At 62.5% G+C, this 24,523-nt stretch carries 28 protein-coding genes; 13 read left to right on the top strand and 15 right to left on the bottom strand.

Annotation, left to right across the window (positions count from 1 at the left end; genetic code table 11):
* Window positions 1–8: 8 nt before the first annotated feature.
* The 3 genes from recA (at window position 9) to ABVK50_RS14150 (ending at window position 4,399) form a co-directional block, all read left to right on the top strand.
* Window positions 9–1,094, top strand: coding sequence for a recombinase RecA (recA, locus tag ABVK50_RS14160; RefSeq protein WP_353640960.1), 1,086 nt, complete (start codon window positions 9–11; stop codon window positions 1,092–1,094).
* 181 nt (window positions 1,095–1,275) lie between these two features.
* On the top strand, window positions 1,276–3,942 hold the full coding sequence (alaS, locus tag ABVK50_RS14155; RefSeq protein ID WP_353640961.1) for an alanine--tRNA ligase: 2,667 nt from the start codon (window positions 1,276–1,278) through the stop codon (window positions 3,940–3,942).
* Window positions 3,943–3,991: 49 nt separating this feature from the next.
* A complete protein-coding gene (locus ABVK50_RS14150) occupies window positions 3,992–4,399 on the top strand; it encodes a hypothetical protein (protein ID WP_353640962.1) in 408 nt (135 codons plus the stop codon).
* Here the strand turns inward: ABVK50_RS14150 and ABVK50_RS14145 are convergent.
* From ABVK50_RS14145 to ABVK50_RS14135, 3 genes are all read right to left on the bottom strand, one after another.
* A complete protein-coding gene (locus ABVK50_RS14145) occupies window positions 4,380–4,652 on the bottom strand; it encodes a glutathione S-transferase N-terminal domain-containing protein (RefSeq protein WP_353640963.1) in 273 nt (90 codons plus the stop codon). The genes ABVK50_RS14150 and ABVK50_RS14145 overlap by 20 nt on opposite strands.
* 12 nt (window positions 4,653–4,664) lie before the next feature.
* Window positions 4,665–5,876, bottom strand: a complete 1,212-nt coding sequence (locus ABVK50_RS14140) for an NADP-dependent isocitrate dehydrogenase (RefSeq protein ID WP_353640964.1) — start codon at window positions 5,874–5,876, stop codon at window positions 4,665–4,667.
* Between the two features lie 135 nt (window positions 5,877–6,011).
* Window positions 6,012–6,341, bottom strand: coding sequence for a TfoX/Sxy family protein (locus tag ABVK50_RS14135; protein ID WP_353640965.1), 330 nt, complete (start codon window positions 6,339–6,341; stop codon window positions 6,012–6,014).
* A gap of 84 nt (window positions 6,342–6,425) precedes the next feature.
* Between ABVK50_RS14135 and ABVK50_RS14130 the strand changes: the two genes are divergently transcribed.
* The 3 genes from ABVK50_RS14130 to ABVK50_RS14120 all read left to right on the top strand — a co-directional run bounded on the left by ABVK50_RS14130 (window position 6,426) and on the right by ABVK50_RS14120 (window position 8,338).
* Entirely contained in the window at window positions 6,426–7,289 is an 864-nt protein-coding gene (locus ABVK50_RS14130; RefSeq protein WP_353640966.1) for an RNA methyltransferase, read from the top strand.
* Window positions 7,282–8,082: a glutamate racemase gene (gene murI / locus ABVK50_RS14125; protein WP_353640967.1), complete on the top strand. Its 801-nt coding sequence runs from the start codon at window positions 7,282–7,284 to the stop codon at window positions 8,080–8,082. Before ABVK50_RS14130 ends, murI begins: the two co-directional genes overlap by 8 nt.
* Before the next feature lie 67 nt (window positions 8,083–8,149).
* The gene (locus ABVK50_RS14120; RefSeq protein ID WP_353640968.1) at window positions 8,150–8,338 is read left to right on the top strand and encodes a DUF3008 family protein; all 189 of its coding nucleotides are present in this window, start codon (window positions 8,150–8,152) and stop codon (window positions 8,336–8,338) included.
* A gap of 111 nt (window positions 8,339–8,449) precedes the next feature.
* Here the strand turns inward: ABVK50_RS14120 and ABVK50_RS14115 are convergent, their stop codons facing one another.
* On the bottom strand, window positions 8,450–9,088 hold the full coding sequence (locus ABVK50_RS14115; RefSeq protein WP_353640969.1) for an NAD(P)-dependent oxidoreductase: 639 nt from the start codon (window positions 9,086–9,088) through the stop codon (window positions 8,450–8,452).
* 148 nt (window positions 9,089–9,236) lie between these two features.
* Here ABVK50_RS14115 and ABVK50_RS14110 point away from each other — a divergent pair, with 148 nt between their 5' ends.
* From ABVK50_RS14110 to ttcA, 4 genes are all read left to right on the top strand, one after another.
* A complete protein-coding gene (locus ABVK50_RS14110) occupies window positions 9,237–9,650 on the top strand; it encodes a helix-turn-helix domain-containing protein (protein ID WP_353640970.1) in 414 nt (137 codons plus the stop codon).
* Window positions 9,651–9,735: 85 nt separating this feature from the next.
* Window positions 9,736–11,457: an adenylate/guanylate cyclase domain-containing protein gene (locus tag ABVK50_RS14105; RefSeq protein ID WP_353640971.1), complete on the top strand. Its 1,722-nt coding sequence runs from the start codon at window positions 9,736–9,738 to the stop codon at window positions 11,455–11,457.
* A gap of 280 nt (window positions 11,458–11,737) precedes the next feature.
* A complete protein-coding gene (gene rpsD, locus ABVK50_RS14100; protein WP_353640972.1) occupies window positions 11,738–12,355 on the top strand; it encodes a 30S ribosomal protein S4 in 618 nt (205 codons plus the stop codon).
* Between the two features lie 105 nt (window positions 12,356–12,460).
* Window positions 12,461–13,303, top strand: coding sequence for a tRNA 2-thiocytidine(32) synthetase TtcA (gene ttcA / locus ABVK50_RS14095; RefSeq protein WP_353640973.1), 843 nt, complete (start codon window positions 12,461–12,463; stop codon window positions 13,301–13,303).
* A gap of 109 nt (window positions 13,304–13,412) precedes the next feature.
* Here the strand turns inward: ttcA and ABVK50_RS14090 are convergent, their stop codons facing one another.
* From ABVK50_RS14090 to purC, 8 genes are all read right to left on the bottom strand, one after another.
* Window positions 13,413–14,612 carry a multidrug effflux MFS transporter gene (locus ABVK50_RS14090; RefSeq protein WP_353645935.1) on the bottom strand — a complete coding sequence of 400 codons (1,200 nt, stop codon included), beginning with the start codon at window positions 14,610–14,612 and terminating at the stop codon, window positions 13,413–13,415.
* Window positions 14,613–14,762: 150 nt separating this feature from the next.
* Window positions 14,763–15,098 (bottom strand): Grx4 family monothiol glutaredoxin, encoded by a 336-nt coding sequence (grxD, locus tag ABVK50_RS14085; RefSeq protein WP_353640974.1) that lies wholly within the window; start codon window positions 15,096–15,098, stop codon window positions 14,763–14,765.
* Between the two features lie 63 nt (window positions 15,099–15,161).
* Window positions 15,162–15,395, bottom strand: a complete 234-nt coding sequence (locus ABVK50_RS14080; protein ID WP_158470159.1) for a BolA family transcriptional regulator — start codon at window positions 15,393–15,395, stop codon at window positions 15,162–15,164.
* Window positions 15,396–15,409: 14 nt separating this feature from the next.
* Window positions 15,410–17,635 (bottom strand): phosphoribosylformylglycinamidine synthase subunit PurL, encoded by a 2,226-nt coding sequence (gene purL / locus ABVK50_RS14075; RefSeq protein WP_353640975.1) that lies wholly within the window; start codon window positions 17,633–17,635, stop codon window positions 15,410–15,412.
* Between the two features lie 70 nt (window positions 17,636–17,705).
* Window positions 17,706–18,110: a hypothetical protein gene (locus tag ABVK50_RS14070; protein WP_353640976.1), complete on the bottom strand. Its 405-nt coding sequence runs from the start codon at window positions 18,108–18,110 to the stop codon at window positions 17,706–17,708.
* A gap of 36 nt (window positions 18,111–18,146) precedes the next feature.
* Window positions 18,147–18,833 (bottom strand): phosphoribosylformylglycinamidine synthase subunit PurQ, encoded by a 687-nt coding sequence (gene purQ, locus ABVK50_RS14065; RefSeq protein WP_353640977.1) that lies wholly within the window; start codon window positions 18,831–18,833, stop codon window positions 18,147–18,149.
* Between the two features lie 60 nt (window positions 18,834–18,893).
* A complete protein-coding gene (purS, locus tag ABVK50_RS14060) occupies window positions 18,894–19,136 on the bottom strand; it encodes a phosphoribosylformylglycinamidine synthase subunit PurS (protein WP_353640978.1) in 243 nt (80 codons plus the stop codon).
* Window positions 19,137–19,172: 36 nt separating this feature from the next.
* Window positions 19,173–19,967 (bottom strand): phosphoribosylaminoimidazolesuccinocarboxamide synthase, encoded by a 795-nt coding sequence (gene purC, locus ABVK50_RS14055; RefSeq protein ID WP_165025505.1) that lies wholly within the window; start codon window positions 19,965–19,967, stop codon window positions 19,173–19,175.
* 272 nt (window positions 19,968–20,239) lie between these two features.
* Here purC and ABVK50_RS14050 point away from each other — a divergent pair, with 272 nt between their 5' ends.
* Window positions 20,240–20,560, top strand: a complete 321-nt coding sequence (locus ABVK50_RS14050; protein ID WP_353640979.1) for a DUF1476 domain-containing protein — start codon at window positions 20,240–20,242, stop codon at window positions 20,558–20,560.
* A gap of 103 nt (window positions 20,561–20,663) precedes the next feature.
* Window positions 20,664–21,434, top strand: a complete 771-nt coding sequence (locus tag ABVK50_RS14045; protein WP_353640980.1) for an HpcH/HpaI aldolase/citrate lyase family protein — start codon at window positions 20,664–20,666, stop codon at window positions 21,432–21,434.
* On the opposite strand, the gene ABVK50_RS14040 is transcribed toward ABVK50_RS14045, so the two are convergent.
* Complete coding sequence (locus ABVK50_RS14040) at window positions 21,431–21,979, bottom strand: alpha/beta hydrolase (protein WP_353645936.1); 549 nt, start codon at window positions 21,977–21,979, stop codon at window positions 21,431–21,433. The two genes, ABVK50_RS14045 and ABVK50_RS14040, sit on opposite strands and share 4 nt — an antisense overlap.
* A gap of 165 nt (window positions 21,980–22,144) precedes the next feature.
* Here ABVK50_RS14040 and ABVK50_RS14035 point away from each other — a divergent pair, with 165 nt between their 5' ends.
* Window positions 22,145–22,957 (top strand): VOC family protein, encoded by an 813-nt coding sequence (locus ABVK50_RS14035; RefSeq protein WP_353640981.1) that lies wholly within the window; start codon window positions 22,145–22,147, stop codon window positions 22,955–22,957.
* A gap of 15 nt (window positions 22,958–22,972) precedes the next feature.
* On the opposite strand, the gene ABVK50_RS14030 is transcribed toward ABVK50_RS14035, so the two are convergent.
* Entirely contained in the window at window positions 22,973–23,149 is a 177-nt protein-coding gene (locus ABVK50_RS14030) for a hypothetical protein (RefSeq protein ID WP_353640982.1), read from the bottom strand.
* Window positions 23,150–23,214: 65 nt separating this feature from the next.
* Entirely contained in the window at window positions 23,215–24,522 is a 1,308-nt protein-coding gene (purB, locus tag ABVK50_RS14025) for an adenylosuccinate lyase (RefSeq protein ID WP_353640983.1), read from the bottom strand.
* Window position 24,523: the final 1 nt, after the last annotated feature.

Genomic DNA, 24,523 nt, shown 5'->3' with positions numbered 1-24,523 from the left:
AATGTATCATGGCTCAGAATTCATTGCGGCTGGTAGAGGACAAATCGGTGGATAAATCAAAGGCTCTGGACGCCGCGCTATCACAGATCGAGCGCGCCTTCGGCAAGGGCTCGATCATGCGCCTAGGGGCGAACGAGAAGATCGTCGAGATCGAAACGGTGCCGACCGGCTCGCTCGGGCTCGACATAGCACTCGGCGTCGGTGGCCTGCCGCGCGGGCGCATCATCGAAATCTATGGGCCGGAAAGCTCGGGCAAGACGACGCTGGCCCTGCACACGGTGGCCGAGGCGCAGAAGAAGGGCGGCATCTGCGCCTTCGTCGACGCCGAACACGCGCTCGACCCGGTCTATGCGCGCAAGCTCGGGGTCGATCTCGAAAACCTGCTGATCTCGCAGCCCGACACTGGCGAGCAGGCGCTTGAGATCTGCGACACGCTGGTGCGCTCCGGCGCAGTGGACGTGCTGGTCGTCGATTCGGTGGCGGCACTGACGCCGCGAGCGGAAATCGAGGGCGAGATGGGCGATTCGCTGCCCGGCCTGCAGGCGCGGCTGATGAGCCAGGCGCTGCGGAAGCTCACCGCTTCCATCTCGCGCTCCAATACCATGGTCATCTTCATCAACCAGATCCGCATGAAGATCGGCGTCATGTTCGGCTCGCCTGAAACCACGACGGGCGGTAATGCGCTGAAGTTCTACGCATCCGTGCGACTCGACATTCGCCGCATCGGCGCGGTCAAGGACCGCGACGAGGTGGTCGGCAACCAAACCCGGGTCAAGGTGGTCAAGAACAAGCTGGCGCCGCCCTTCAAGCAGGTCGAGTTCGACATCATGTATGGGGAAGGCGTGTCGAAGACCGGTGAGCTTGTGGATCTCGGCGTCAAGGCCGGCGTGGTCGAAAAGTCGGGCGCGTGGTTCTCCTACAATTCCCAGCGCCTCGGCCAGGGCCGCGAGAACGCGAAGCTGTTCCTGCGCGACAATCCCGATACGGCGCGCGAGATCGAACTGGCGCTGCGGCAGAATGCCGGACTGATCGCGGAGAAATTCCTCGAAGGCGGTCCCGGCGATGGCTTCGAGGACGAAGCCGGCGAGATGTAGCCGGCCTCCGATTTTTGTGAACCGCCGGCCCTCGGGCCGGCGGTTTCGTTTTGAATAAGCCTGCCGGATACCACCGCAAAGCGGCTGTTTTCCGCAAATTCGTGTTTATGGACAGGTCCAGAAGCGCCCGCTAAAAGGCCATGTCCAATTTCCCCGGCAGGGCGGCAACAAAGGCTGTGACATGAGTGGCGTGAACGAAATCCGGTCGGCATTTCTCGACTATTTCAACAAGAACGGGCACGAGGTCGTGGCCTCGAGCCCGCTTGTGCCGCGCAACGATCCGACGCTGATGTTCGTCAATGCCGGAATGGTGCAGTTCAAGAATGTCTTCACCGGCCTCGAGAGCCGCAGCTATTCGCGCGCTGCGACCTCGCAAAAGTGCGTGCGCGCCGGCGGCAAGCACAACGATCTCGACAATGTCGGCTATACCGCCCGCCACCACACATTCTTCGAGATGCTCGGCAATTTCTCCTTCGGCGACTACTTCAAGGAACGCGCGATCGAGTTGTCGTGGAACCTGATCACGAAGGAGTTCGGGCTGGACGCCAAGCGGCTCTTGGTCACCGTCTATCACACTGACGACGAGGCGGCCGGGTTCTGGCGCAAGATCGCCGGCCTGCCCGAGGACAGGATCATCCGCATCGCCACCAGCGATAATTTTTGGGCGATGGGCGACACGGGACCATGCGGTCCGTGTTCGGAAATCTTCTACGACCATGGCGATCAGATTCCGGGCGGCCCCCCCGGCAGCGCCGACGAGGACGGCGACCGCTTCATCGAGATCTGGAATCTCGTCTTCATGCAGTTCGAGCAGGTGACGAAGGAACAGCGCGTCGCGCTGCCGCGCCCGTCGATCGACACCGGCATGGGGCTGGAGCGTATCGCCGCGGTCATGCAGGGTGTGCATGACAATTATGATATCGACCTGTTCAAGGCGCTGATCCGCGCCTCCGAGGAGGCGACCGGCGTCAAGGCGGAAGGCAAGAACCGGGCGAGCCATCGCGTCATTGCCGACCATCTGCGCGCTTCGAGCTTTCTGATCGCCGATGGCGTGTTGCCCTCGAATGAAGGCCGCGGCTATGTGCTGCGCCGCATCATGCGCCGCGCCATGCGCCATGCACAATTGCTCGGCGCGGCCGACCCGCTGATGTGGCGGCTGGTTCCGGCCCTGGTTCGCGAAATGGGGCTGGCCTATCCCGAGCTTGCGCGCGGCGAAGCGCTGATTTCCGAAACGCTGAAGCTCGAGGAAACCCGTTTCCGCAAGACGCTGGCGCGCGGCCTCGGACTCTTGTCGGAGGCGACCGAGAAACTGGGCAGCGGCGACCGCCTTGATGGCGAGACCGCGTTCAGGCTCTACGACACTTATGGCTTCCCGCTCGATCTGACGCAGGATGCATTGCGCCCGCGTGGCGTTTCGGTCGATCTCGACGGCTTCAATGCCGCCATGCAGCGTCAGAAGGCCGAGGCCCGCGCCAACTGGGCAGGGTCTGGCGAAGCGGCGACTGAGACGGTCTGGTTCGCGGTCAAGGAAAAGACCGGCGCGACCGAATTCCTCGGCTATGACACAGAGGAGGCCGAGGGCATCGTGCTGGCGCTGGTCAAGGACGGCGCTGTCGTCGAGGGCGCGTCGGCCGGCGATACAATTGCGATCGTCGTCAACCAGACGCCGTTCTACGCCGAATCCGGCGGCCAGATAGGCGATACCGGCGTGATGACCGGCGACGGTTTTTCGGTCGAAATCACCGATACGCAGAAAAAGGGCGACGGCCTTATCGTGCATTTCGGCCGGGTGGCCGATGGCGCGCTGAAAGCCGGCGCGACCGTCGGCATGAAAGTCGACCATGCCCGCCGCACCCGGCTGCGCTCCAACCATTCGGCGACGCATCTCGTGCACGAGGCGCTGCGCGAGGTGCTGGGCAGCCATGTCGCGCAGAAAGGCTCGCTGGTCGCGCCGGAGCGGCTGCGCTTCGACTTTTCGCACCCAAAGCCGATTTCGGCTGGGGAACTGGAACACGTCGAGGCGATGGCCAACGAAATCGTGGTGCAGAACAGCCCTGTCATGACGCGACTGATGAGTGTCGACGACGCCATAGCCGAGGGCGCCATGGCGCTGTTCGGCGAAAAATATGGCGACGAGGTGCGGGTGGTTTCGATGGGAACCGCAACGCATGGCGACAAGGCCGGCAAGCCGTATTCGGTCGAGCTTTGCGGCGGCACGCACGTCAACGCCACCGGCGATATCGGGCTGATCCGCCTGGTCTCGGAGGCGGCGGTGGCATCCGGCGTGCGCCGCATCGAGGCGCTGACGGGCGAAGCGGCGCGCCGACACCTCGACGAGCAGGACCGCCGGCTGAAGGCGGTCGCGGCGGCGCTGAAGGTATCGCCCGCCGACGCCGTCGCGCGCGTCGAGGCCGTCCTGGAAGAGCGGCGCAGGCTCGAACGAGAACTCGCCGACGCGCGCAAGAAGCTCGCGCTGGGCGGCGGCTCATCTGCCGACGCGGGCGGCGACTGCGAGACCGTCGCCGGCGTCGGGTTTCTCGGCAAGGCTGTTTCAGGCGTGTCGCCGAAGGATCTGAAGCCGCTGGCGGATGCCGGCAAGCAGTCGCTGGGTTCGGGCGTCGTGGTGTTCGTCGGCGCGGGCGAAGACGGCAAGGCCAGCGTGGTGGTGGCTGTCACCGACGACCTCACCAGCCGGTTCAGCGCCGTCGATTTGGTGCGTGCGGCCTCCGCGGCGCTCGGCGGGCAGGGCGGCGGCGGCCGCCCGGACATGGCGCAGGCCGGCGGCCCGGATGCGGCGAAATCAGGCGAGGCGATCGCGGCAGTCAAGGCCGCGATGGAAGCGGCGTGAGAATTACTCGTTCCATGGAGGCTCCTGTTCCGCCCCGCTCCCCAATCCAATGATTTATGCCAGCCGGTCCATCGTGCTCTTTCAAGCGGCGTCGATCTTGGTCGGCGTAGGCCTTGGGCCAGTGTTCGCCGGAGACATGTGCGGCAGACCGGGAGGTTCTCCGACGGAACTGTTCGAGCGTGTCACCAAGGCCGAAAAGCTTCCGGAAATCACTCGTGACCGGCTGTTTGTCGCCTTCCAGGACCGCGCCAATTCCATCGTATGGACGTTTACGCTTGCGACCCATCCCGCGCACCCAACCGCGGTCTGTCGGCGCCCAGTTCAGGACGGGAAAGCGATACAACTACAAATGAACGTCGCCTGCTCGGCAAAAGAGCAAACATGCCGGGCTCTCCTGCGCGAGTTCGAAGCGCTCAATGCACGTATGATTGAGGACTTCAAGAGAAAGCGGCAGTAAAGCTCGCAGGGCAGCCAAACGCCTCGTCAATATGGCGGGCGTTTGCCATCGTTTCGTAGAGCCGCAACCAGTCATGCTCAAAAGCCGGGATGCGGCCGAACGGATGATGGTCTAGGGTACCAGGCCGGGGGCCGCCTTCGGCAAAGACATCGACCGGGATAAGATAGTAGGCGACTTGCTTTTCGTGAAGCGCGAGCCGGACGATGCGCACATAAGCGCTGTAGTCCGCGCCGTAGGCGACCGGCCGGCTCATTGCGCTGTCCGTTCAGGCCATCGCCTTCTGCAGGTTCTCGTCGATCTTGTCCAAAAATCCGGTGGTTGAGAGCCAAGGCTGGTCGGGGCCGATGAGCAGCGACAGATCCTTGGTCATATAGCCGGCTTCTACCGTCTGAACGCAGACGCGCTCCAGCGTGTCGGCGAATTTCTTGAGGTCCTGGTTGTCATCGAGCTTGGCGCGATGGGCGAGGCCGCGGGTCCAGGCGAAGATCGAGGCGATGGAGTTGGTTGAGGTTTCCTCGCCCTTCTGGTGCTGGCGGTAGTGGCGCGTGACGGTGCCGTGCGCGGCCTCGGCCTCGACCGTCTTGCCGTCCGGCGTCATCAGCACCGAAGTCATCAGGCCGAGCGAGCCGAAACCCTGCGCCACGGTGTCGGACTGCACGTCGCCGTCATAATTCTTGCAGGCCCAGACATAGCCGCCCGACCATTTCAGGCTCGACGCCACCATGTCGTCGATCAGGCGGTGCTCGTACCAAATCTTCTTCGACTTGAATTCCTCCTCGAACTCGGCCTCGTAGACTTCCTGGAAGATGTCCTTGAAGCGGCCGTCATAGGCCTTGAGGATGGTGTTCTTGGTCGAGAGATAGACCGGATAGCCGCGTAGCAGGCCGTAGTTCAGCGAGGCGCGGGCGAAATCGCGGATCGATTCGTCGATATTGTACATGGCCATGGCGACGCCGGAGGAGGGTGCGTCATAGACCTCGTGCTCGATCACCTGGCCATCCTCGCCGACGAACTTGATCGACAGCTTGCCCTTGCCGGGATAGCGGAAATCGGTGGCCTTGTACTGGTCGCCGAAGGCGTGGCGGCCGACGATGATCGGCTTGGTCCAGCCGGGCACCAGGCGCGGCACGTTCTTCATGATGATCGGCTCGCGGAAGATCACGCCGCCCAGAATGTTGCGGATCGTGCCGTTCGGCGACTTCCACATCTTCTTGAGGTTGAACTCCTCGACGCGCTGCTCGTCGGGCGTGATCGTAGCGCATTTCACGCCGACGCCGTGCTTCTTGATGGCATTGGCCGCATCAACCGTAACCTGGTCGTTGGTCGCGTCGCGATGCTCGACGCCCAGATCGTAATATTCGAGGTCAATGTCGAGATAAGGGTGGATAAGCTTGTCCTTGATGAACTGCCATATGATGCGGGTCATCTCGTCGCCGTCAAGTTCGACGACGGGGTTGGCCACCTTGATCTTCGCCATGAAAAATTACCTCGTTTTCGGGATCGGAGCGCCGATTTTCCGGGCTTCGCTGAAGGGAGTGCGGCCCCTATAGCAAAGCAGGAATGCGTGCGCAAACGCTGTTGAAACGGCGCGTCGCGACAAGCGATTTGGGAACTATTTCTTCTTCGGCGGGAGCTTCTCGACGAAATCGGCGGCGATTGCGATCCAGTCCTTGAGCGCCTTGTCTTCGCCGAGCTGATCGGCCGAGACGACGACGAAACCCTTCATCGCGCGCCCGCCATGCACCATGCCACGGGCTCCCCGCGCAAGCGCCTGCGCTTCCTGCTCCGGACCGACCCGAAACAGGCCGTTGCCGTCCCGCATGGCGCAGCAATGCATGTTGCCGTTCAGGGTGAAGCAGATGCCGCCGAACATGCGGATCTCGCCGGTCCCGGCGTAGTCCTTCGTCTGCGTACGCATCCGGTCAGCAAGCTCGCTTGCCATCGTTCTGCCGTTAGCCCGGGCTTCATCTTCCAAGTGGAATATGGCAGGGACGCGCCACACGCGCAAACGAAGGATCGCGCTTTCATGACAATCAAGAATGGCGAGGAAACGTCGGCGGCCACAGGGCCGGTGATCATCCTCGTCGAACCGCAGATGGGCGAGAATATCGGCATGGTGGCGCGCGCCATGGCCAATTTCGGGCTATCGGAACTGCGGCTGGTCAAGCCGCGCGACGGCTGGCCGAACGAGAAGGCGACGGCCGCGGCGAGCCGCGCCACCCATGTGATCGAAAATACCGCCGTGTTCGACGACCTGCCCTCCGCGCTCGCCGACCTGGAATTCGTCTTCGCCACCACTGCGCGCGAGCGCGACGGCTTCAAGCCGGTGCGCGGGCCTGTCGAGGCGGGCAGGGCGCTTCGGGCGCGGCACCGTGCCGACCAGCGCACGGGCATCATGTTCGGGCGGGAAAAATTCGGCCTCGCCAATGAGGAGATCAGCCTGGCCGACGAGATCGTCACCTTCCCTGTCAATCCGGAATATGCATCGCTGAACATTGCCCAGGCGACGCTTCTGATGGCCTATGAATGGATGAAGTCCGGACTTGAGCGGGAGACCGACACGGCTTTTACAGGGCCGGTGGTCAAGCCCGCCGCCAAGGAGCACCTATATGGGCTGTTCGAGCATCTCGAAGCCGCGCTCGACGCTCGCGGCTATTTCCGCACGCCGGCCAAGAAGCCGAAAATGGTCGACAAGGTGCGCGCTGTGCTGACCCGCGCCGGCTTTTCGGAGAAGGAACTCGAAGTGCTGCGTGGCGTCGTCGCCTCGCTCGACTATTTTTCGCCGAAGGAACCGCGCGGCTCGGGCTATCCTGCGCGGAAGGCCGAGGCCGACGCCAGCGCCGGAAGCGGCAGGCGCAAGGCAAGCGGGGAGGCGCCCGAGAATGACTGACCGGCCGATACTGATGTTCGATTCGGGCATTGGCGGGCTGACCGTGCTGCGCGAAGCCCGCGTGCTGATGCCCGACCGCCGCTTCGTCTATGTGGCGGACGATGCAGCCTTCCCCTATGGCGATTGGGAAGAGCAGGCGCTAAGCGCGCGCATCGTGGAACTTTGCGGCGGTCTGATCGCCAAGCACGACCCCGAAATATTCGTCATTCCCTGCAATACAGCCTCGACGCTGGTGCTTGCCGAACTGCGCGCGGCCTATCCCGATACGCCGTTCGTCGGCACGGTGCCGGCGATCAAGCCGGCCGCCGAGCGGACCCGCTCGGGCCTCGTGTCGGTCTTGGCCACGCCGGGAACGGTTAAGCGGCAATATACCCGTGACCTGATCGCCACATGGGCCTCCAAATGCAATGTCCGGCTGGTCGGCAGCACGCACCTGGCCGCGCTGGCCGAGGCATATATGCGCCACGGCTTCGTCGACGAGGAGGCGGTACGGGCGGAGATCGCCCCTTGCTTCATCGAGCGCGAAGGCAGCCGGACCGATATCGTGGTACTCGCCTGCACGCACTACCCTTTTCTCGTCAACCGGATGCGCAAGACCGCACCATGGCCAGTGGATTGGCTGGATCCCGCCGAGGCAATCGCAAGGCGCGCGATGTCGCTGCTTGGCGGGCGTGCGCCTGTTGAAAGAAGCGCCGAAGTTATCCAAGGTGTTGACCTTGCCGTCTTCACCTCGGGCAGACCGGATTTCGCCATCCGCCGGCTGATGCAAGGTTTTGGGCTGACGGTCGCCTGAAGCGGTCGAAAGGAACCTCGCCTGCCTTGCCGAGTTCCTCCAGAAGAGCAGTCACGGGAGCGAACAGATGCCTGCGAAATCCAAGGCTCAGCAGAAGGCGGCCGGCGCGGCCTTGTCGGCCAAGCGTGGCGAAACCAAGAAAAGCGAGCTGAAAGGCGCCTCCAAGGGCATGGTCAAGTCCATGTCCGAGAAGGAGCTCAAGGAAATGGCCTCGACCAAGCGAAAGGGCAAGCCCGAGCACGTGTCGAAGGACTGACGCCCGGCGCATCGGCCTGAAAATCGGAATCGATTCTCGGTAGGCGCGATGCAAAGGTTGCGCGTCCAAGGACGCGCAACCGAGCGCTTTGGTCAGTAACCAACGCTTTGGTCAGTAACCAACCGTGAAACGCTTGCGCGTGTGTTTCGGCTGCTCGGTTTCGTCGATGAGAGCGACGGCGAGATCGGCGGCCGAGATGGTGCTTTCACCCTTATCGTCGAAGATCGGGCTATCGGCCCCGAGGCGGAACTTTCCGGTCCGTTCGCCGGGTTTGAGGACGAAGGCGGGCGAAACGAAGGTCCAGTCGAGTGCGGTTTCCTTCTTGATGTCGTTGAGCACGTCGCGCGCGGCACGCGCTTCATTCTTGTATTCCTTCGGGAACTGATCGGAATCGACGAACTGGCTGCCATCCGTCGCATGGAGGCTTCCGGCGCCACCGACCACGATCAGGCGTTTCCCGGCGGTCTTCGCCGCTTCGATGATTGAGGCCGATCCGGCGCGATGCTTCGTGTACTGGTCCGGATCGCCGCGCGGGCCGACGAAGGCGGAAATCACGACATCGGCATCGCCGATCGCAGTGGGGAGCGCCTTGGTATCGTTGGCGTCGACCTTCCTGGCCGTCACGCGCGGTGATTTCTCGACCTTGTCAGGATTGCGCACCAGCGCGATCACGTCGTGGCCGCGCGACACTGCCTCCTCAAGAACGGCGCTGCCGACGAAACCGGATGCTCCGATAAGGGCGATTTTCATGCAAAGTCTCCTTGGTTAAAAACCTTCCGTCAGCGCGACGAAGTAGGTATGTTTGGTAAGCAGGTTATTGGAAGTGCCCATATAGCTGCCGCCGCGCAGGGCGAAAAGAACGCATCATTTTCTACCCACGTTACCCGGAGGGAACCGCATGAACGCCAACACCAAGGCTGCTGCGTCAGCGCCGCTCCTGACTTCGCATCCGGGATTTGAGCGCGATCAAGCCGGCAGTTGCCCGGTGCGCGACGTACTCGACCGTGTCGGCGACACGTGGAGCCTGCTGGTTATAATCAGCCTGCAGGGCTCCCCGGTGCGCTTCAACGCGCTGAAACGGTCGATCGAGGGCATCTCCCAGCGCATGCTCACCGTCACATTGCGTTCACTCGAACGCGACGGCCTTGTCCGCCGCACCGTCAGGCCGACCACGCCGCCGGAAGTGGAATATGCTCTGACCGAACTCGGCCATTCGATAGCAGTGCCGATCGGAGAGCTCGGCATGTGGGCGGCGCGAAACCGCGACAAGCTCAAGGCCGCGCGCGCGAATTTCGACGCGAGGCAGTTATAGCTGCGCTTTGCGCTTGACGCGCTTTCGCTGGCTGGTCGATAGGCAGACCCGTCCGGCCCAACGGGTTGCCTCGGAGAACAGGATAGTGAGTAACCCCAAACGCGGGATGGTGCGGCCGCTGCGGCTTGCGACCGGTTTGGTCCTGTTCGCCTACGCGACTTCCCATCTCCTGAACCATGCTTTCGGGATCAGATCCGCCGGGACGATGCAGGCGGCCGCCAAACTCCTGTTGGATCCCTGGCAGACAATACCGGGCCTTGCGCTGCTCTACGGCGCCGTCGCTATCCACGTTGGTTTGGGTCTTTACTCACTTTACCGGCGCCGTCATTTCCGCATGCCGGCAAGCGAGGCAGTGCAGATTGCCCTCGGCCTGTCGATACCGTTGCTCTTGATCTCCCATGCCGCCGCCATTCGGATCGGCGAGAGCATCTACGATCTGAGTGTCGGCTACGATCGCGTGCTGTATCTTTATTGGGTGGTGGCGGCCGATTTCGGTCTGCCGAGACAATATCTTCTCCTGGTGATCGTGTGGATCCATGGCTGCCTGGGCATTCGCGCCTGGCTGAGATCCAAGCGATGGTATCCGCGCGCGGTGCCTGCGCTGGCCGCGCTGGCGACGCTGGTGCCGGTGCTCGCCGCTCTCGGTTTCCTAAATGCCGGCCTAGACATGCGCTACGTAGTCGCCAACGCGCCGGCATCGCTCGATGAGCATGTGATCGATCGGCCGGGCAGCCGGCAGGCGGCCGACTGGGCGGAGGTGACCCGCATCGTCGATGCCATTCTCGCCGGCTATATCGGGCTGCTCGTGGGCGTATTCGCCCTGCGCGCGGGCCGCAACTGGCATGCGCGGCGCTACGGCTCGATTCGCGTCACCTATCCGAATGGCCGCATGGTGTCGGTCCCGGCCGGATTTTCGGTACTCGAAGCCAGCCGCTGGGCAGGTATCCCGCACGCTTCGGTGTGTGGGGGGCGCGGACGCTGCTCGACCTGCCGCGTCGGGATCCTTGCCGGGACCGAGAATCTTTCGCCTCCGAGCGGAGACGAGCTTCGCCTGCTGACCAGCATCGGCGCTCCTCCGGACGTGCGACTTGCCTGCCAGATCCGGCCGACCGGCGACGTTACGGTCGTTCCGCTGGTCAATCCGGCGAGCGATCCGGTCCTGGCCTCGCGCCGCTTCGGCGCGATTGGGAGTGGCCGCGAGATGGAGATCGCTGCCCTGTTCGTCGACATGCGTCAGTCGACACGGCTTGCCGACGACCGCCTGCCTTATGACGTGCTATTCCTGTTCGACCGCTACATCCAGATGGTATCGACAGCGGTCAGAGAAAGCGGCGGGCACGTGACCAACATCGCCGGCGACGGCATCATGAGCGTCTTCGGCGTTGATGGAACCGCCGAGAAAGCGGCGCGCGACGCTTTCAGCGCCGCATTGCGGGTGTGGGACGGGATTGACGCGCTGAACGGGGAACTCAGGGCTGAATTGCCCGAGCCGTTTCGCATCGGCATGGGGCTGCATGTCGGCGTGGCTGTCGTCGGCGCGGGCTGGAAAGGCGGCACCGACGGGCTGCCGTTCCTGGGCGATACCGGCAATGTCGCGGCAAGGCTCGAGGCCGAGGCCAAACGGCTTGACTGCACGCTGGTGGCATCGGCCGAGGCATTGTCGCTGCTGGACAAATCAAGGGAAGGCGCGCCGCACGATACGGTGCTGATCAGGGGGAAATTCGAACCGGTTCGCGTGGCGCGATTCGCCGGGAGCGACGAGCTGCGCAAGCTTCTGGCGCGCCGACCGGCCAGGAAGGTGGCCTGAGCCGCTGTCGGTGACGAACGCATTGACATCGTCCGGCTCATCGCCTATGCAGCCACCAACGCCGGGCCGAAAGGTCCGGCGCTTCTGTTGTAATGCCGCAAGACCGGACGGAAACCACATACACTCTCCTGGTCTTGCTTGAATTGACGTGTCCCGTGGATTTCTTCGCAAAGCGTGCGTGGGAAATCCTGTCAGGCTTCGAAAACGGAGGCCAGAGGAGGGCGCGTTTCCTTCACTCGTGACATGAGGTTGCGGGTGTATCTTTTTGAAAGGGAATGCGATGAGCAAGCGCGAATCAGCAAAGTACAAGATCGACCGCCGTCTCGGCGAAAACATCTGGGGCCGCCCGAAATCCCCGGTCAACAAGCGTGAATACGGTCCCGGCCAGCACGGCCAGCGCCGCAAGGGCAAGCTTTCCGACTTCGGCCTGCAGCTTCGCGCCAAGCAGAAGTTGAAGGGCCACTATGGCGACATTTCGGAAAAGCAGTTCCGCAAGACCTACGAGGAAGCCAACCGCCGCAAGGGCGACACGCCGGATAACCTGATCGGCCTGCTCGAATCGCGCCTCGACGCTGTCGTCTATCGCGCCAAGTTCGTGCCGACCATTTTCGCGGCTCGCCAGTTCGTCAACCACGGCCATGTCAATGTTAACGGCAAGCGCACCAATATCGGCTCGTACCGCTGCAAGGCCGGCGACGTGATCGAGGTTCGCGAGAAATCGAAGCAGCTGGTCATGGTCCTGGAATCGGTGCAACTCGCCGAGCGCGACGTGCCGGACTACATCGACGTCGACCACAACAAGATGGTCGCGACCTTCGCCCGCGTCCCCGGCCTGGCCGATGTTCCCTACGCGGTCCAGATGGAACCTAACCTGGTCGTCGAGTTCTATTCCCGTTAATCGGGATACTCCGTTCTCAGTGAAAAGGCCGCCTTGGGGCGGCCTTTTCTTTACCCGCATGGTCCGGTAAGCCGGACGCATTGAGGCGAGCAGGCTGGACCATCCATGAATATGATGCCCGATCTGGTCGTCGAAACCGACGATGCAAGCTGCCACCCAATGTTCCGGGATGCGCCCTCCTCGGTCGAATTCAACAAGCTGCGCAAGCGGTTGCTGCGCCAGACGCGGCAGGCGATCGACGAGTTCGCGATGGTGCGGCCCGGCGAGCGCTGGCTGGTCGCGCTTTCGGGCGGCAAGGATTCCTATGGGCTGCTGGCGCTGCTTCTCGATATGAAATGGCGCGGCCTGCTGCCGGTCGAACTCATCGCCTGCAATCTCGATCAGGGCCAGCCGAATTTCCCGAAGCACATCCTGCCGGACTTCCTGGAAGGCCACGGCATCCGCCACCGGATCGAATATCGCGACACCTATTCGATCGTCACCGACAAGATCGGCGAGGGCAGCACCTACTGTTCGCTTTGCTCGCGGCTCAGGCGCGGCCATCTCTATCGCATTGCGCGCGAAGAGGGCTGCTCATCGCTAGTGCTCGGGCACCACCGCGAGGACATTCTCGAAACCTTTTTCATGAATCTCTTCCATGGCGGCCGGCTGGCGGCGATGCCGCCGAAGCTCGTGAACGACGAAGGCGACGTGACGGTGCTGCGCCCGCTCGCCTACTGCGCCGAGGCCGACCTGCAAAGATTCGCCGACGCAATGAAGTTCCCGATCATCCCCTGCGACTTGTGCGGCAGTCAGGAAGGGCTGCAGCGCAATCTCATGAAGCAGATGCTGGACGACATCGAAAAGCGGATGCCCGGCCGCAAGGACACCATGATCCGCGCCTTGGCAAACGTCAGGCCGTCGCATCTCCTCGACCGCAAACTGTTCGATTTTGCCGGACTGAGCTGAAGGAACCCGAAGGCGCTGGCGCGTGACCCGAAAACCGGAATCGGCTTTCGGAAAGACCAGATCTGGAGCGTCCATTGCACGTCCGAAGGGACGCGCGGCCTCGAAGGTATCAAACCGGCCGATTGTGCGGCTGGAATAGCCTTCCTTTTTCCGCCACCAAAACCATTCCAAGCGCCGCCAGTCCCAAGAGAAAATAGCCTGCCGCCATCGGAACCACGGTGCCGTTGAAACTCTGGCCGATCACGGCGCCGACGATGCCACCGCCAACCGTCTGCATGAAGCCCTGAACGGAAGAGGCGGTACCCGCCACATGGCCGAGGGGCTCCATGGCGAGTGCGTTGAAATTGGAGCCGATCCAGCTGAACTGGAACATGGCGAGGGCAAAAAGCGTCACGAACAGCCACAGCGGAAGCGGTCCGAGCAGCGACAGAGCGAACGCCAGGCCCGTGACCCCCAGGAAGCCGAGCAGCGCGCCATGGGCCAGCCGACGCATGCCGAACTTTCCGACGAAGCGGGCGTTGAGGAACGATGACAGGGCCATCAACCCTGCGACGGCCGCGAAATAGATCGGAAACAGCGCGCCCACTTCATAAATGCCCACATAGATCTGCTGCGCGGAATTGATGAAGCCGAACAATGCTCCGAAAAGGGCCGTGATGGCGACGGTGTAGCAGATGGCGACGCGGTTGGTCAGAACGATGCGGAAGCCGCCAGTGATCGCAGCGGCGGTGAGGGGTCGGCGAAACGATGCGTGCAGCGTCTCTGGCAGCCTCTTCCAGGTCCAGATGGTGAAGGCGAGCGAGACAAAGCCCATGAATGCAAAGATCATGTGCCATTCGCCTGCCAGCATGATGATCTGGCCGACGCTGGGTGCGACAACCGGGATGATCATAAACACCATAAAGACCAGCGACATGACCTCAGCCATGGCGCGCCCTCCAAACGTATCACGTACCACTGAAACTGCGATGACGCGGGTAGCCGCTGCGCCAAGGCCCTGGACGAAACGGAACGCAAGCAGTGCCCCGAAGGTCGGCACGAACGCGCAGGCAAAAGCGGCCGCTACATAGACCGTAAGGCCCGCAAGCAACGGCACGCGCCGCCCGAACCGGTCGGAAAGCGGGCCGAAGAAAAGCTGCGCCAAGCCGAAGCCGGTGATGTAAGCGGTGATGACATACTGGCGCGCATTCTCGTCGGCTACGCCGAGACTGGCGCCGATCTGCTGCAGCCCGGGCAGCATAATGTCGATGGCAAGCGCGTTTAGCGCCATGAGTGCTGCGGCAAGCGCGATGAACTCCCAGCGAGGGATCGACAGGCTGGGCGCCACGATGGTCGGTGTAGCCTGCTGGTCCATGAGAGCTTCCTAATGCAATGCCCAAAAAGGAAATGCGCCGGAGGGCCCGGCGCATCCTGCAAAAACGATTCCGGAAAACCGGAATCTATCGGTCTGGTTCCCTGATCAGGCAGCGCCCTTGGCGCTGATGCCCTTTTCGGCGAGGTAGCTCTGCAACTCGCCAGCCTGGAACATCTCGCGGATGATGTCGCAACCGCCGACGAATTCGCCCTTCACGTAGAGCTGCGGGATCGTCGGCCAGTTGGAATAATCCTTGATGCCTTGGCGAAGTTCGTTAGAGGTCAGGACGTCCACGCCCTTGTAGTCGACGCCAACATAATCGAGGATCTGCACGACCTGACCCGAAAATCCGCACTGCGGAAAGCCGGGCGTGCCCTTCATGAAGACCACCACGTCGTTGCTCTTCACCTCATTGTCTATGTATTCGCTGATTCCGCTCATCTCAATTTTCCCGTTTTCGCCGGCTGGAAGAGCCAGCAAACAAACCACGTTTCCGCCTATGTATCACTCCGGAACGCTGGTTTGAAGGGCAAGCGCGTGAAGAACGCCGCCCATATTGCCCTTCAGGGCGTCATAGACCATCTGGTGCTGCTGCACGCGGCTCTTGCCGCGAAAGCTTTCGGCCACCACTTCGGCCGCGTAGTGGTCGCCGTCGCCGGCCAGATCGCGGATGGTCACTTTTGCGTCAGGTATACCGTCCCGGATCAGTTTTTCGATCTCGTGCGCGTCCATCGCCATTGGTTTTTCCCCGTTCAGTTCCCCATGAATCGGGGGAACCAGCCTTCATGTGCGGCCTTCAGATCCGCAACTGATATGGCACGGGCATGCCCGAGTTTCAATTCGCGGCCGCCCGTAGTGCCGATCCACGGGGCGAAAATGCCGAGTTCCTTCAGTTCGGCGTGCATCGCTTCGAACTGGTCGCTTTGCGCGGAAAAATTGACCGTGACCAGATAACGACCCTGATCCTCGCCGAAAAACTGCGGGATCGGATCGCCCTGTGCCAGCTGCGACACGGTCGCGCCGATGCCCGAGGCCATCGCCATCTCGGCCAAGCCGACGGCCAGCCCGCCATCGGAAAGGTCGTGCACTGCCGTTGCCACGCCCGATCGGATCAGCTTGCGGACATAATCGCCGACCTTCTTCTCGTGAATCAAATCAACCGGCGGCGGCGGGCCGTCGGCGCGGCCGTGGATGTCGCGCATATACGCCGACTGGCCGAGATGCGTACCCCACCAAGCGGGCGCGCCGAACAGCAGGATCATCTCGCCTTCGCGGGCAAAGCCGATCCGCGTCATCTGCGACCAGTCCGGGATCAGGCCGACGCCGCCTATGGTCGGCGTCGGCAAAATGCCCCGGCCGTTGGTTTCGTTGTAGAGCGAGACATTGCCCGACACGATCGGGAAGCCGAGCGCTCGGCAGGCATCGCCGATGCCCTGCACCGCCTTGACCAACTGGCCCATGATTTCCGGCCGCTCGGGATTGCCGAAATTCAGATTGTCGGTGGCCGCCAGCGGCATGGCGCCCGTCGCTATCAGATTGCGCCAGCATTCGGCGACAGCCTGCTTGCCGCCCTCATAGGGATCCGCCTCGCAATAGCGGGGCGTCACGTCGGAGGAGAAGGCCAGCGCCTTGGTGGCATGGCCCTCGACGCGCACGACGCCGGCGTCGCCGCCCGGAATTTGTAGCGAATTGCCCTGGATCAGCGTGTCGTATTGTTCCCAAACCCAGCGACGACTGGAGAGGTCCGGCCCGCCGAGCATTTTTAGCAAAGCGTCAGCAATATCGGCTTGCGGTATGTCGTCGGCGGCGAGGGGAGCGGGAATCTTTGGCTCAACCCATGGCCGGTCATATTCCGGGGCTTGGTCGCCGAGTTCCTTGATCGGCAGGTTTGCGACTTCGTCGCTTTGATGGATGATACGGAAGCGCAGATCGTCGGTCGTGTGTCCGACAATGGCGAAATCCAGTCCCCATTTGCGGAAAATCGCCTCGGCCTCCTCCTCCTTTTCCGGCCGGAGCACCATCAGCATGCGCTCCTGGCTTTCGGAGAGCATCATCTCGTAGGCCGACATGCGCTCCTCGCGCACCGGCACCTTATCGAGTTCGAGTTCGATGCCGAGGTCGCCCTTGGCTCCCATTTCCACGGCCGAGCAGGTCAGCCCGGCGGCGCCCATATCCTGGATGGCGATAACGGCGCCCGACGCCATCAGTTCGAGGCACGCCTCGAGGAGGCACTTTTCGGTGAAGGGGTCGCCAACCTGAACGGTGGGCCGCTTTTCGTCGATCTTGTCATCGAATTCGGCCGACGCCATAGTCGCGCCGCCAACGCCGTCGCGGCCGGTTTTCGCGCCGAGATAGACGACCGGCAGGCCGACGCCCTTGGCCTGCGACAGGAAGATCGCGTCGGTCTTGGCGAGGCCGGCAGCAAAGGCGTTGACCAGGCAGTTGCCATTATAGCGAGGATCGAAATTGACCTCGCCGCCGACCGTCGGCACGCCGAAGGAATTGCCGTAGCCGCCGATTCCGGACACCACGCCCGACACCAGATGCCTGGTCTTGGGATGATCTGGCGCACCGAAACGCAGCGCGTTCATTGCCGCGATCGGCCGCGCGCCCATGGTGAAGACGTCGCGCAGAATGCCGCCGACACCGGTTGCGGCACCTTGGTAGGGCTCGATGTAGGAGGGATGGTTGTGGCTCTCCATCTTGAAGACCACGCAGTCGCCGTCGCCGATGTCCACGACGCCGGCGTTTTCACCAGGCCCTTGGATGACCTGCGGGCCGGTGGTCGGCAGCGTACGCAACCATTTCTTGGAGGACTTGTACGAGCAGTGCTCGTTCCACATGGCCGAAAAGATGCCGAGTTCAGTGAAGGTCGGCTCGCGGCCTACCAGATCCAGGATGCGCTGATACTCGTCGGGCTTCAGCCCGTGCGCGGCGATAAGCTCATCATTGATCTTCACGGTATTGGAAATGGTCATGGTCCTGTCCGGTTGCTCGGGCTGGAAGTCTGTCTAATGCGATCCGCGCTTGCAAAATGGCGCGAAGCTATCAAGCGGTTTCACCGCAATCGTCATTGCCTGCCGCCCAGCGGCCGATGTCGGCGCCGATACGAGTGCCGAGCGGCTCGCCCATCAGCGGTCCGAATACATCGACACGGGACGAGTTTCCCGTGGCCTGGACCACCAGCAGCGGCTTGCCGCCATAGTTCTTCGCCGGAACCAGCAGGAAACGCGGCGTACCGCTGAACGAGTTCAGCTCGTTGGCCATGCGATACGCCTTGAAGGCTGGGTCCTTGGCTGCGAACCAGCATTTATGCGCGGCGATCGCCACGGTTTCCATGGCCCGCAGCGAAGCGCTTTTCCCGGTTTCGGCAGGCGTGGGCGTCTTGGACTGGCAGGCCGCCAGCGACAGAAGCAATGCAGCTGCGCCGGCGACGATCGCAAATTTCTTCATCCGCAAAGATCCGCCTGTCTGGAGAGTTGTCCGGTATCAGGCCGGTTCGGGTTGCGGGGCAGCCATGCCGAGCGCGCTTTCGAACAAAGCGCGGCCGTCGCTGCCGCCATGCGCGGCTTCGATCAGGTTTTCCGGATGCGGCATCAGGCCAAGCACGTTGCAGCGATCGTTGACGATCCCGGCTATGTCGTTGATCGAGCCGTTCGGATTGGTGTTTTCGGCATAGCGGAACAGAACTCGCCCTTCGCCTTCGATACGGGCCAGCGTTTCGGGGTCGGCGAAATAGTTGCCGTCATGATGCGCGACCGGCGCGCGGATAATCTGGCCGGGCTCATAGTTGCGGGTAAAGCTCGTATTGGCGTTCTCGACCCGGAGCTTCACTTCGCGGCAGACGAATTTCAGATGGTCGTTGCGCATCAGCGCGCCGGGAAGCATGCCGGCCTCGACCAGAATCTGGAATCCGTTGCAGACGCCGATCACCTGTACCCCCTTTTCAGCCTTCTCCGCCACCGCCCGCATAACCGGCATGCGCGCCGCTATGGCGCCGCAGCGCAGATAGTCGCCATAGGAAAAGCCGCCGGGAATGACGACCAGGTCGACATCCGGGATTTCCGTGTCGGTCTGCCAGATCGTGACCGGAGCTTTGCCCGAGATTTTTGTCAGCGCCGCGATCATGTCGCGGTCGCGGTTGAGGCCAGGAAGAACGACGACTGCTGATTTCATGTGGTGAATGGTCTTTGGGGTTCGGCGAGCTCGCGCAGTAGTTCAGAGTCCGGCGCAACCTCAGTCTATGGCTATAGTATAGTTCTCGATAACCGTGTTCGCCAGCAATCGGTCGCACATGGCCTTGAGGTCGGCTTCCGTTTTCGCGCGGTCGGTGCTGTCGATCTCGATATCGAACACCTTGCCCTGGCGCACGGATCCGACGCCTGCGAAGCCAAGGCTGTCGAATGCATGCTCGATGGCCTTGCCTTGCGGGTCGAGGACACCGTTCTTGAGAGTTACGATCACACGGGCCTTGATCACGCCTGTTACGCTCCTGTCTGGTGTTGAATGAGCCGGTTAGTGCGGCTTGCCTTTCGGGCCGTCGGCGGAAGCGACCAGAACCGGACCGGTCGGGCGGGGCGGCTCATTCTCGTTCATGATGCCGAGGCGCCGGGCCACTTCCTGGTAGGCCTCGACGAGACCGCCCATATCACGGCGAAACCGGTCCTTATCCATCTTCTCCTGGGTGTTCACGTCCCAAAGGCGGCAGGAATCCGGCGAAATCTCATCTGCAACGACGATGCGCATCATGTCGCCCTCGAACAGGCGGCCGCATTCGATCTTAAAGTCGACGAGTTGGATACCGATGCCCATGAACAGGCCGGAGAGGAAATCGTTGACGCGGATGGCGAGCGCCATGATGTCGTCGATCTCCTGCGGGCTTGCCCAGCCGAAGGCGGTGATGTGCTCTTCCGAGACCATCGGATCGTCGAGCGCATCGGCCTTATAATAGAACTCTATGATCGAGCGCGGCAGCACGGTGCCTTCCTCGATGCCGAGGCGCTTTGCCAGCGAGCCGGCGGCGATGTTGCGGACCACCACCTCGAGCGGGATGATCTCGACTTCCTTGATCAGCTGCTCGCGCATGTTGAGCCGGCGGATGAAGTGCGTCGGAATGCCCATCCGGTTCAGATGGTTGAAGATGTGCTCGGAGATGCGGTTGTTGATGACGCCCTTGCCGTCGACAATCTCGTGCTTCTTCTTGTTGAAGGCGGTGGCGTCGTCCTTGAAAAACTGGACCAGCGTTCCCGGCTCGGGTCCTTCATACAGGATCTTGGCCTTGCCTTCGTAGATGCGGCGGCGATTTTTCATCTGGTTTTTCTCTGGATTGGGGCAGGCGCCTAGCAACCGACCCTTGCGTCAGCGCTCATGCGCGGCAATGACGGGTTTCAACGCGGTCTCTATCCCAATCCCGCCAATTCCTCAATCGGCAAATAAGGCAAATCAACCGCTTTCCCGAGCGAAATGCCGCACTGCAGCAGAAGGCAGGGCATATTGACCGGGGCGCGACCTTTTGGTTTGTGCTGGGGAAGCCCATATTGACCGGCAACGACGAATCGCAGCCACCCCCGGGAGGAACAGCCATGAGCAGCATGAACGATCGCGAAAAGGGATTTGAGAAAAAGTTCGCGATGGATGAGGAACAGCGTTTCAAGGCGACGGTCCGGCGCAACAAGATGCTCGGTCTCTGGGCCGCCGAGAAGCTTGGCAAGTTGGGCGACGATGCCGAAGCCTACGCCAAGGAAGTGATCAACTCGGATTTCGAGGAAGCGGGCGACCACGACGTGTTCCGCAAGATTCGCAAGGATTTCGACGCCGCCGGCGTAGAGCAGTCGGACCACCAGATCCACCGCACCATGGAAGAACTGCTGGCGCAGGCGATCGAGCAGATCAAGAACAGCTGACCCTGCCGTGGACCAATGAAACCGTCCGCCTTAGCGGGCGGTTTTTCTTTGCGTTTACGGATTTCCGAGTGAAGATGCGGTCCCCGATCGAGGAAAGTTCCCCATGCAATTGGTAACGCGACTGGAAGCCGGCGAAACCTTGTTCACAGCCTGGTCGGGCGTTCCGGACGCTCTGACCGTTGAAATCGTCGCCGCACAGGGTTTCGACGCCGTCACGCTGGACATGCAGCATGGCGGGCATCACGAAGACAGCGTGGTTCGCGGCATATTGCCGATCATGCATGCGAAGAAGCACCCGGTCGTCCGCATTCCGGTCGGGCGCTTCGATATGGCGAGCCGCGCGCTGGATTTCGGCGCCGAAGCCGTAATCGCACCGATGGTGAATTCCGTCGCCGACGCCCGCCAGTTTGCTGCGGCGATGAAGTATCCGCCGATCGGCGAGCGTTCCTGGGGTCCTACATATGCATTCCCGCGGTACAAGGGCAGCGACCTCAATGCCTGGCTTGGCGATATGAATGCGCGCACCGTGTGCTTCGCGATGATCGAAACCCGCGCTGCGCTCGCTGCGCTCGACGGAATTCTCGACACGCCAGGCATCGACGGCATATTCGTCGGGCCGGCCGATTTCTCGATCGCCTGGAGCAATGGCGCGACGGTCAATGGAAGTCTCGAAGACATGATGGAGACGATCGCCTCGATCGCGCGGCGCGCCAGGGAAGCGGGCAAGCACGCGGCGATCTACGTGGTCGACCCGAACATGGCCGGCCGCTTCGTCTCGATGGGCTATCGCTTCATGGCGCTGGGCAGCGAGCCGAAATATATTGCGCTGGGCGCGGAGACGCTGTTGAAGGCCGCCCGCGGCTCGATCGGTTAAAGCCTCGTCAGGAAGTTGGCGAAGGCCATCGTGCCCTCGGGCCATGGGCCGTAGCCGGCTTCGGCATTGATGTGCTCGGCCTCGCCGGCATGGATAAACAGCGAACCCCAGGCGGCGGCGATGTCCTCGGCGACCTCGATCGGGCAGAACGGGTCGTTGCTGCTCGAAACCACGATCGACGGAAAGGGCAGCGGTTCGCGCGGATAGGGGCCGAAGGTCATCAGATGCCTCGGCCGGATGGACGGGTTGGCGACATCGGGCGGCGCCACGAAGAACGCGCCGGCGATGGGCTTCCGGAATTGAGGGATGGCCTGGACGACCGTCGAGACGCCGAGCGAATGGGCGATGAATACCACCGGCTTCTCGGCTTCATTGACGGCCTTGGCGACCTCGGCCGTCCAGTCTTCGCGCACAGGCTTCGACCATTCCGCCTGCTCGACGCGTCTTGCCGTCGATAGCCTGGCCTGCCAGCGGCTCTGCCAGTGTTCCGGTCCCGAGTTGGTGTAACCGGGAACGATGAGTATATCTGCGTCCTTGACCTTCATGGCGCGCATGTAGCCACGCCGCGGCGGCCGCGCAACCTTTCAGGACGCTCGTCAAACGCGGCGTTATAATGAACAGCGTGTTCGCTGCCGCGGTGCTTGTGCGCAGCGCCGCGCACGCCGATGTTCGCGGCAAGTTCGATTTTCCGAAGGCTACAGGAGCCCGACATGTCAGAAATGCCGTTTGCCGCGACAACGCCAGTCAGCGTGGCCCGCGTGGGCCTGAAGGCGCGCGACGCCGAGGCGCTCGCAAAATTCTATCGCGATGTCGTCGGCCTCGAGGACTTGTCGCGGGATAGCGGAACGATCAGCCTCGGCGCGGGAAGCCGGCCTCTATTGGACATCGAGGCCGATCCGGCCGCCAAGCCGGACGACCCGCGCAGCGCCGGCCTTTTCCACACGGCCTTCCTGCTGCCAACCCGCGCCGATCTCGCCCGCTGGGTAAAGCACGCGATCGGAAAGCGCATTCCGGTGAGCGGCGCTTCGGACCACCTTGTCAGCGAGGCGATGTACCTAAACGATCCGGAGGGCAATGGCATCGAGATCTATGCCGACCGGCCGCGGGAAGCATGGAAGTGGAACGGTCCGTCGATCGAGATGGCGACCCAGAGGCTCGATATCGATGGGCTGATTGCTGCAATTCCGGCAGGTGATCCGGGTTGGCAGGGCGCGCCGGAAAACAGCGTCGTCGGCCACGTTCATCTGCGCGTCGGCGATCCCGTTGCGGCCGAAGCGTGGTGGCATGGTGAATTCGGCTTCGACACCGTGGCGCGGTACGGCGCGGACGCCGTATTCCTGTCGTCGGGCGGCTATCACCATCATATCGGCGCAAACCGCTGGCATAGCGCCGGTGCGGGAATGCGCGATCCAAGCCGCGCGGGCCTTTCCTGGGTCGAGATGCGCTCGGCCGATGCTGAGGCGGAGAAATCCGTCCAGGATCCCTGGGGAACGGTAGTCCGTGTCGTGCCCGACAAGGGATAATCGAGAGGAAATGGGCTACTGGCCCTCGATGATCCCGTTCTCGGGCACCTCTATCCTCAGCTCGACGCTGCTCGACCGATCGAAATAGCCGTCCGCATAGAGGAACAGCGCCACCAGCGCGGCTACTGCCAGTGCTCCGGCGGCGAACCACACTACCTTACCGTTTGCCGTGGTCGTGTCGTAATTGGCCATTCTCGCCGCGCCTATCCTGGTTGAACCGGGCGCACAACGCAGGATACTGCTGGCGGGTTCCTTAATCAGGCCTCGCCGAACACCCGCCGGAAAATCGTGTCGACGTGCCTGGTGTGGTAGCCGAGATCGAATTTTTCGCGGATCTCGCTTTCTGGGAGAGCGGCCGTCACTTCGCTGTCGGCCAGGAGTTCTTCAAGGAAATCAGCGCCCTGTTCCCAGACCTTCATGGCGTTTCGCTGCACGAGGCGATAGGCGTCTTCGCGCGAAACGCCGGCTTGGGTCAGCGCCAAAAGCACGCGCTGCGAGTGCACGAGGCCGCGGAACCGGTTCAGGTTCTTCAGCATGTTTTCCGGGTAGACGACCAGCTTGTCGATGACGCCGGTAAGCCTGGCCAGCGCAAAATCCAGCGTCACTGTGGCGTCCGGGCCGATCATGCGCTCGACAGAGGAGTGCGAAATGTCTCGCTCGTGCCACAGCGCTACGTTCTCCATGGCCGGCATGGCGAAGGAGCGCACCATGCGCGCCAGCCCGGTCAGATTCTCGGTCAATACGGGATTGCGCTTGTGCGGCATCGCCGATGAACCCTTCTGGCCCGGCGAAAAATACTCTTCCGCCTCCAGCACCTCGGTCCGCTGCAGATGGCGGATTTCGGTCGCCAGCCGCTCGATCGAGGAGGCGACCACGCCAAGTGTGGCAAAGAACATTGCGTGCCGGTCGCGCGGAATAACCTGCGTCGACACCGGCTCCGGCTTCAGGCCGAGCTTTGCCGCGACGTGCTCTTCCACCCGTGGATCAATGTTGGCAAAGGTGCCGACGGCGCCCGAAATCGCGCAGGTGGCGATTTCCTCGCGCGCATGGACGAGCCGCTCGCGGCAGCGCGAAAACTCCGCATAAGCCTGGGCCAGCTTGACGCCGAACGTCGTCGGCTCGGCATGGATGCCGTGGCTGCGGCCGATCGTGACCGTGTCCTTGTGCTCGAAAGCACGGCGCTTCAGCGCGGCCAGAAGCTGGTCGATGTCGGCGAGCAGAATGTCGCTCGCCCGGACGAGTTGTATGCTGAAGCAGGTGTCGAGCACGTCCGAGGAGGTCATTCCCTGGTGGATGAAGCGCGAATCGGGGCCGACAAACTCGGCGAGGTGGGTGAGGAACGCGATCACATCGTGCTTGGTGACGCGCTCGATCTCGTCGATGCGCTCGACATCGAATTTGGCTGCGCCGCCTTTTTCCCAGATCGTTTTTGCGGCCTCCGTCGGGATCACACCGAGTTCGGCCAGCGCGTCGCAGGCATGCGCCTCGATCTCGAACCAGATGCGAAAACGGGTTTCCGGCGACCAGATGGCGACCATTTTGGGCCGCGAATAACGAGGGATCATC

Origin of the sequence: Mesorhizobium sp. WSM2240, from assembly GCF_040438645.1 — a bacterium.
In the GTDB taxonomy this organism is placed as follows: Bacteria; Pseudomonadota; Alphaproteobacteria; order Rhizobiales; family Rhizobiaceae; genus Allomesorhizobium.
This window is presented reverse-complemented; position numbering and strand designations above follow the sequence as displayed.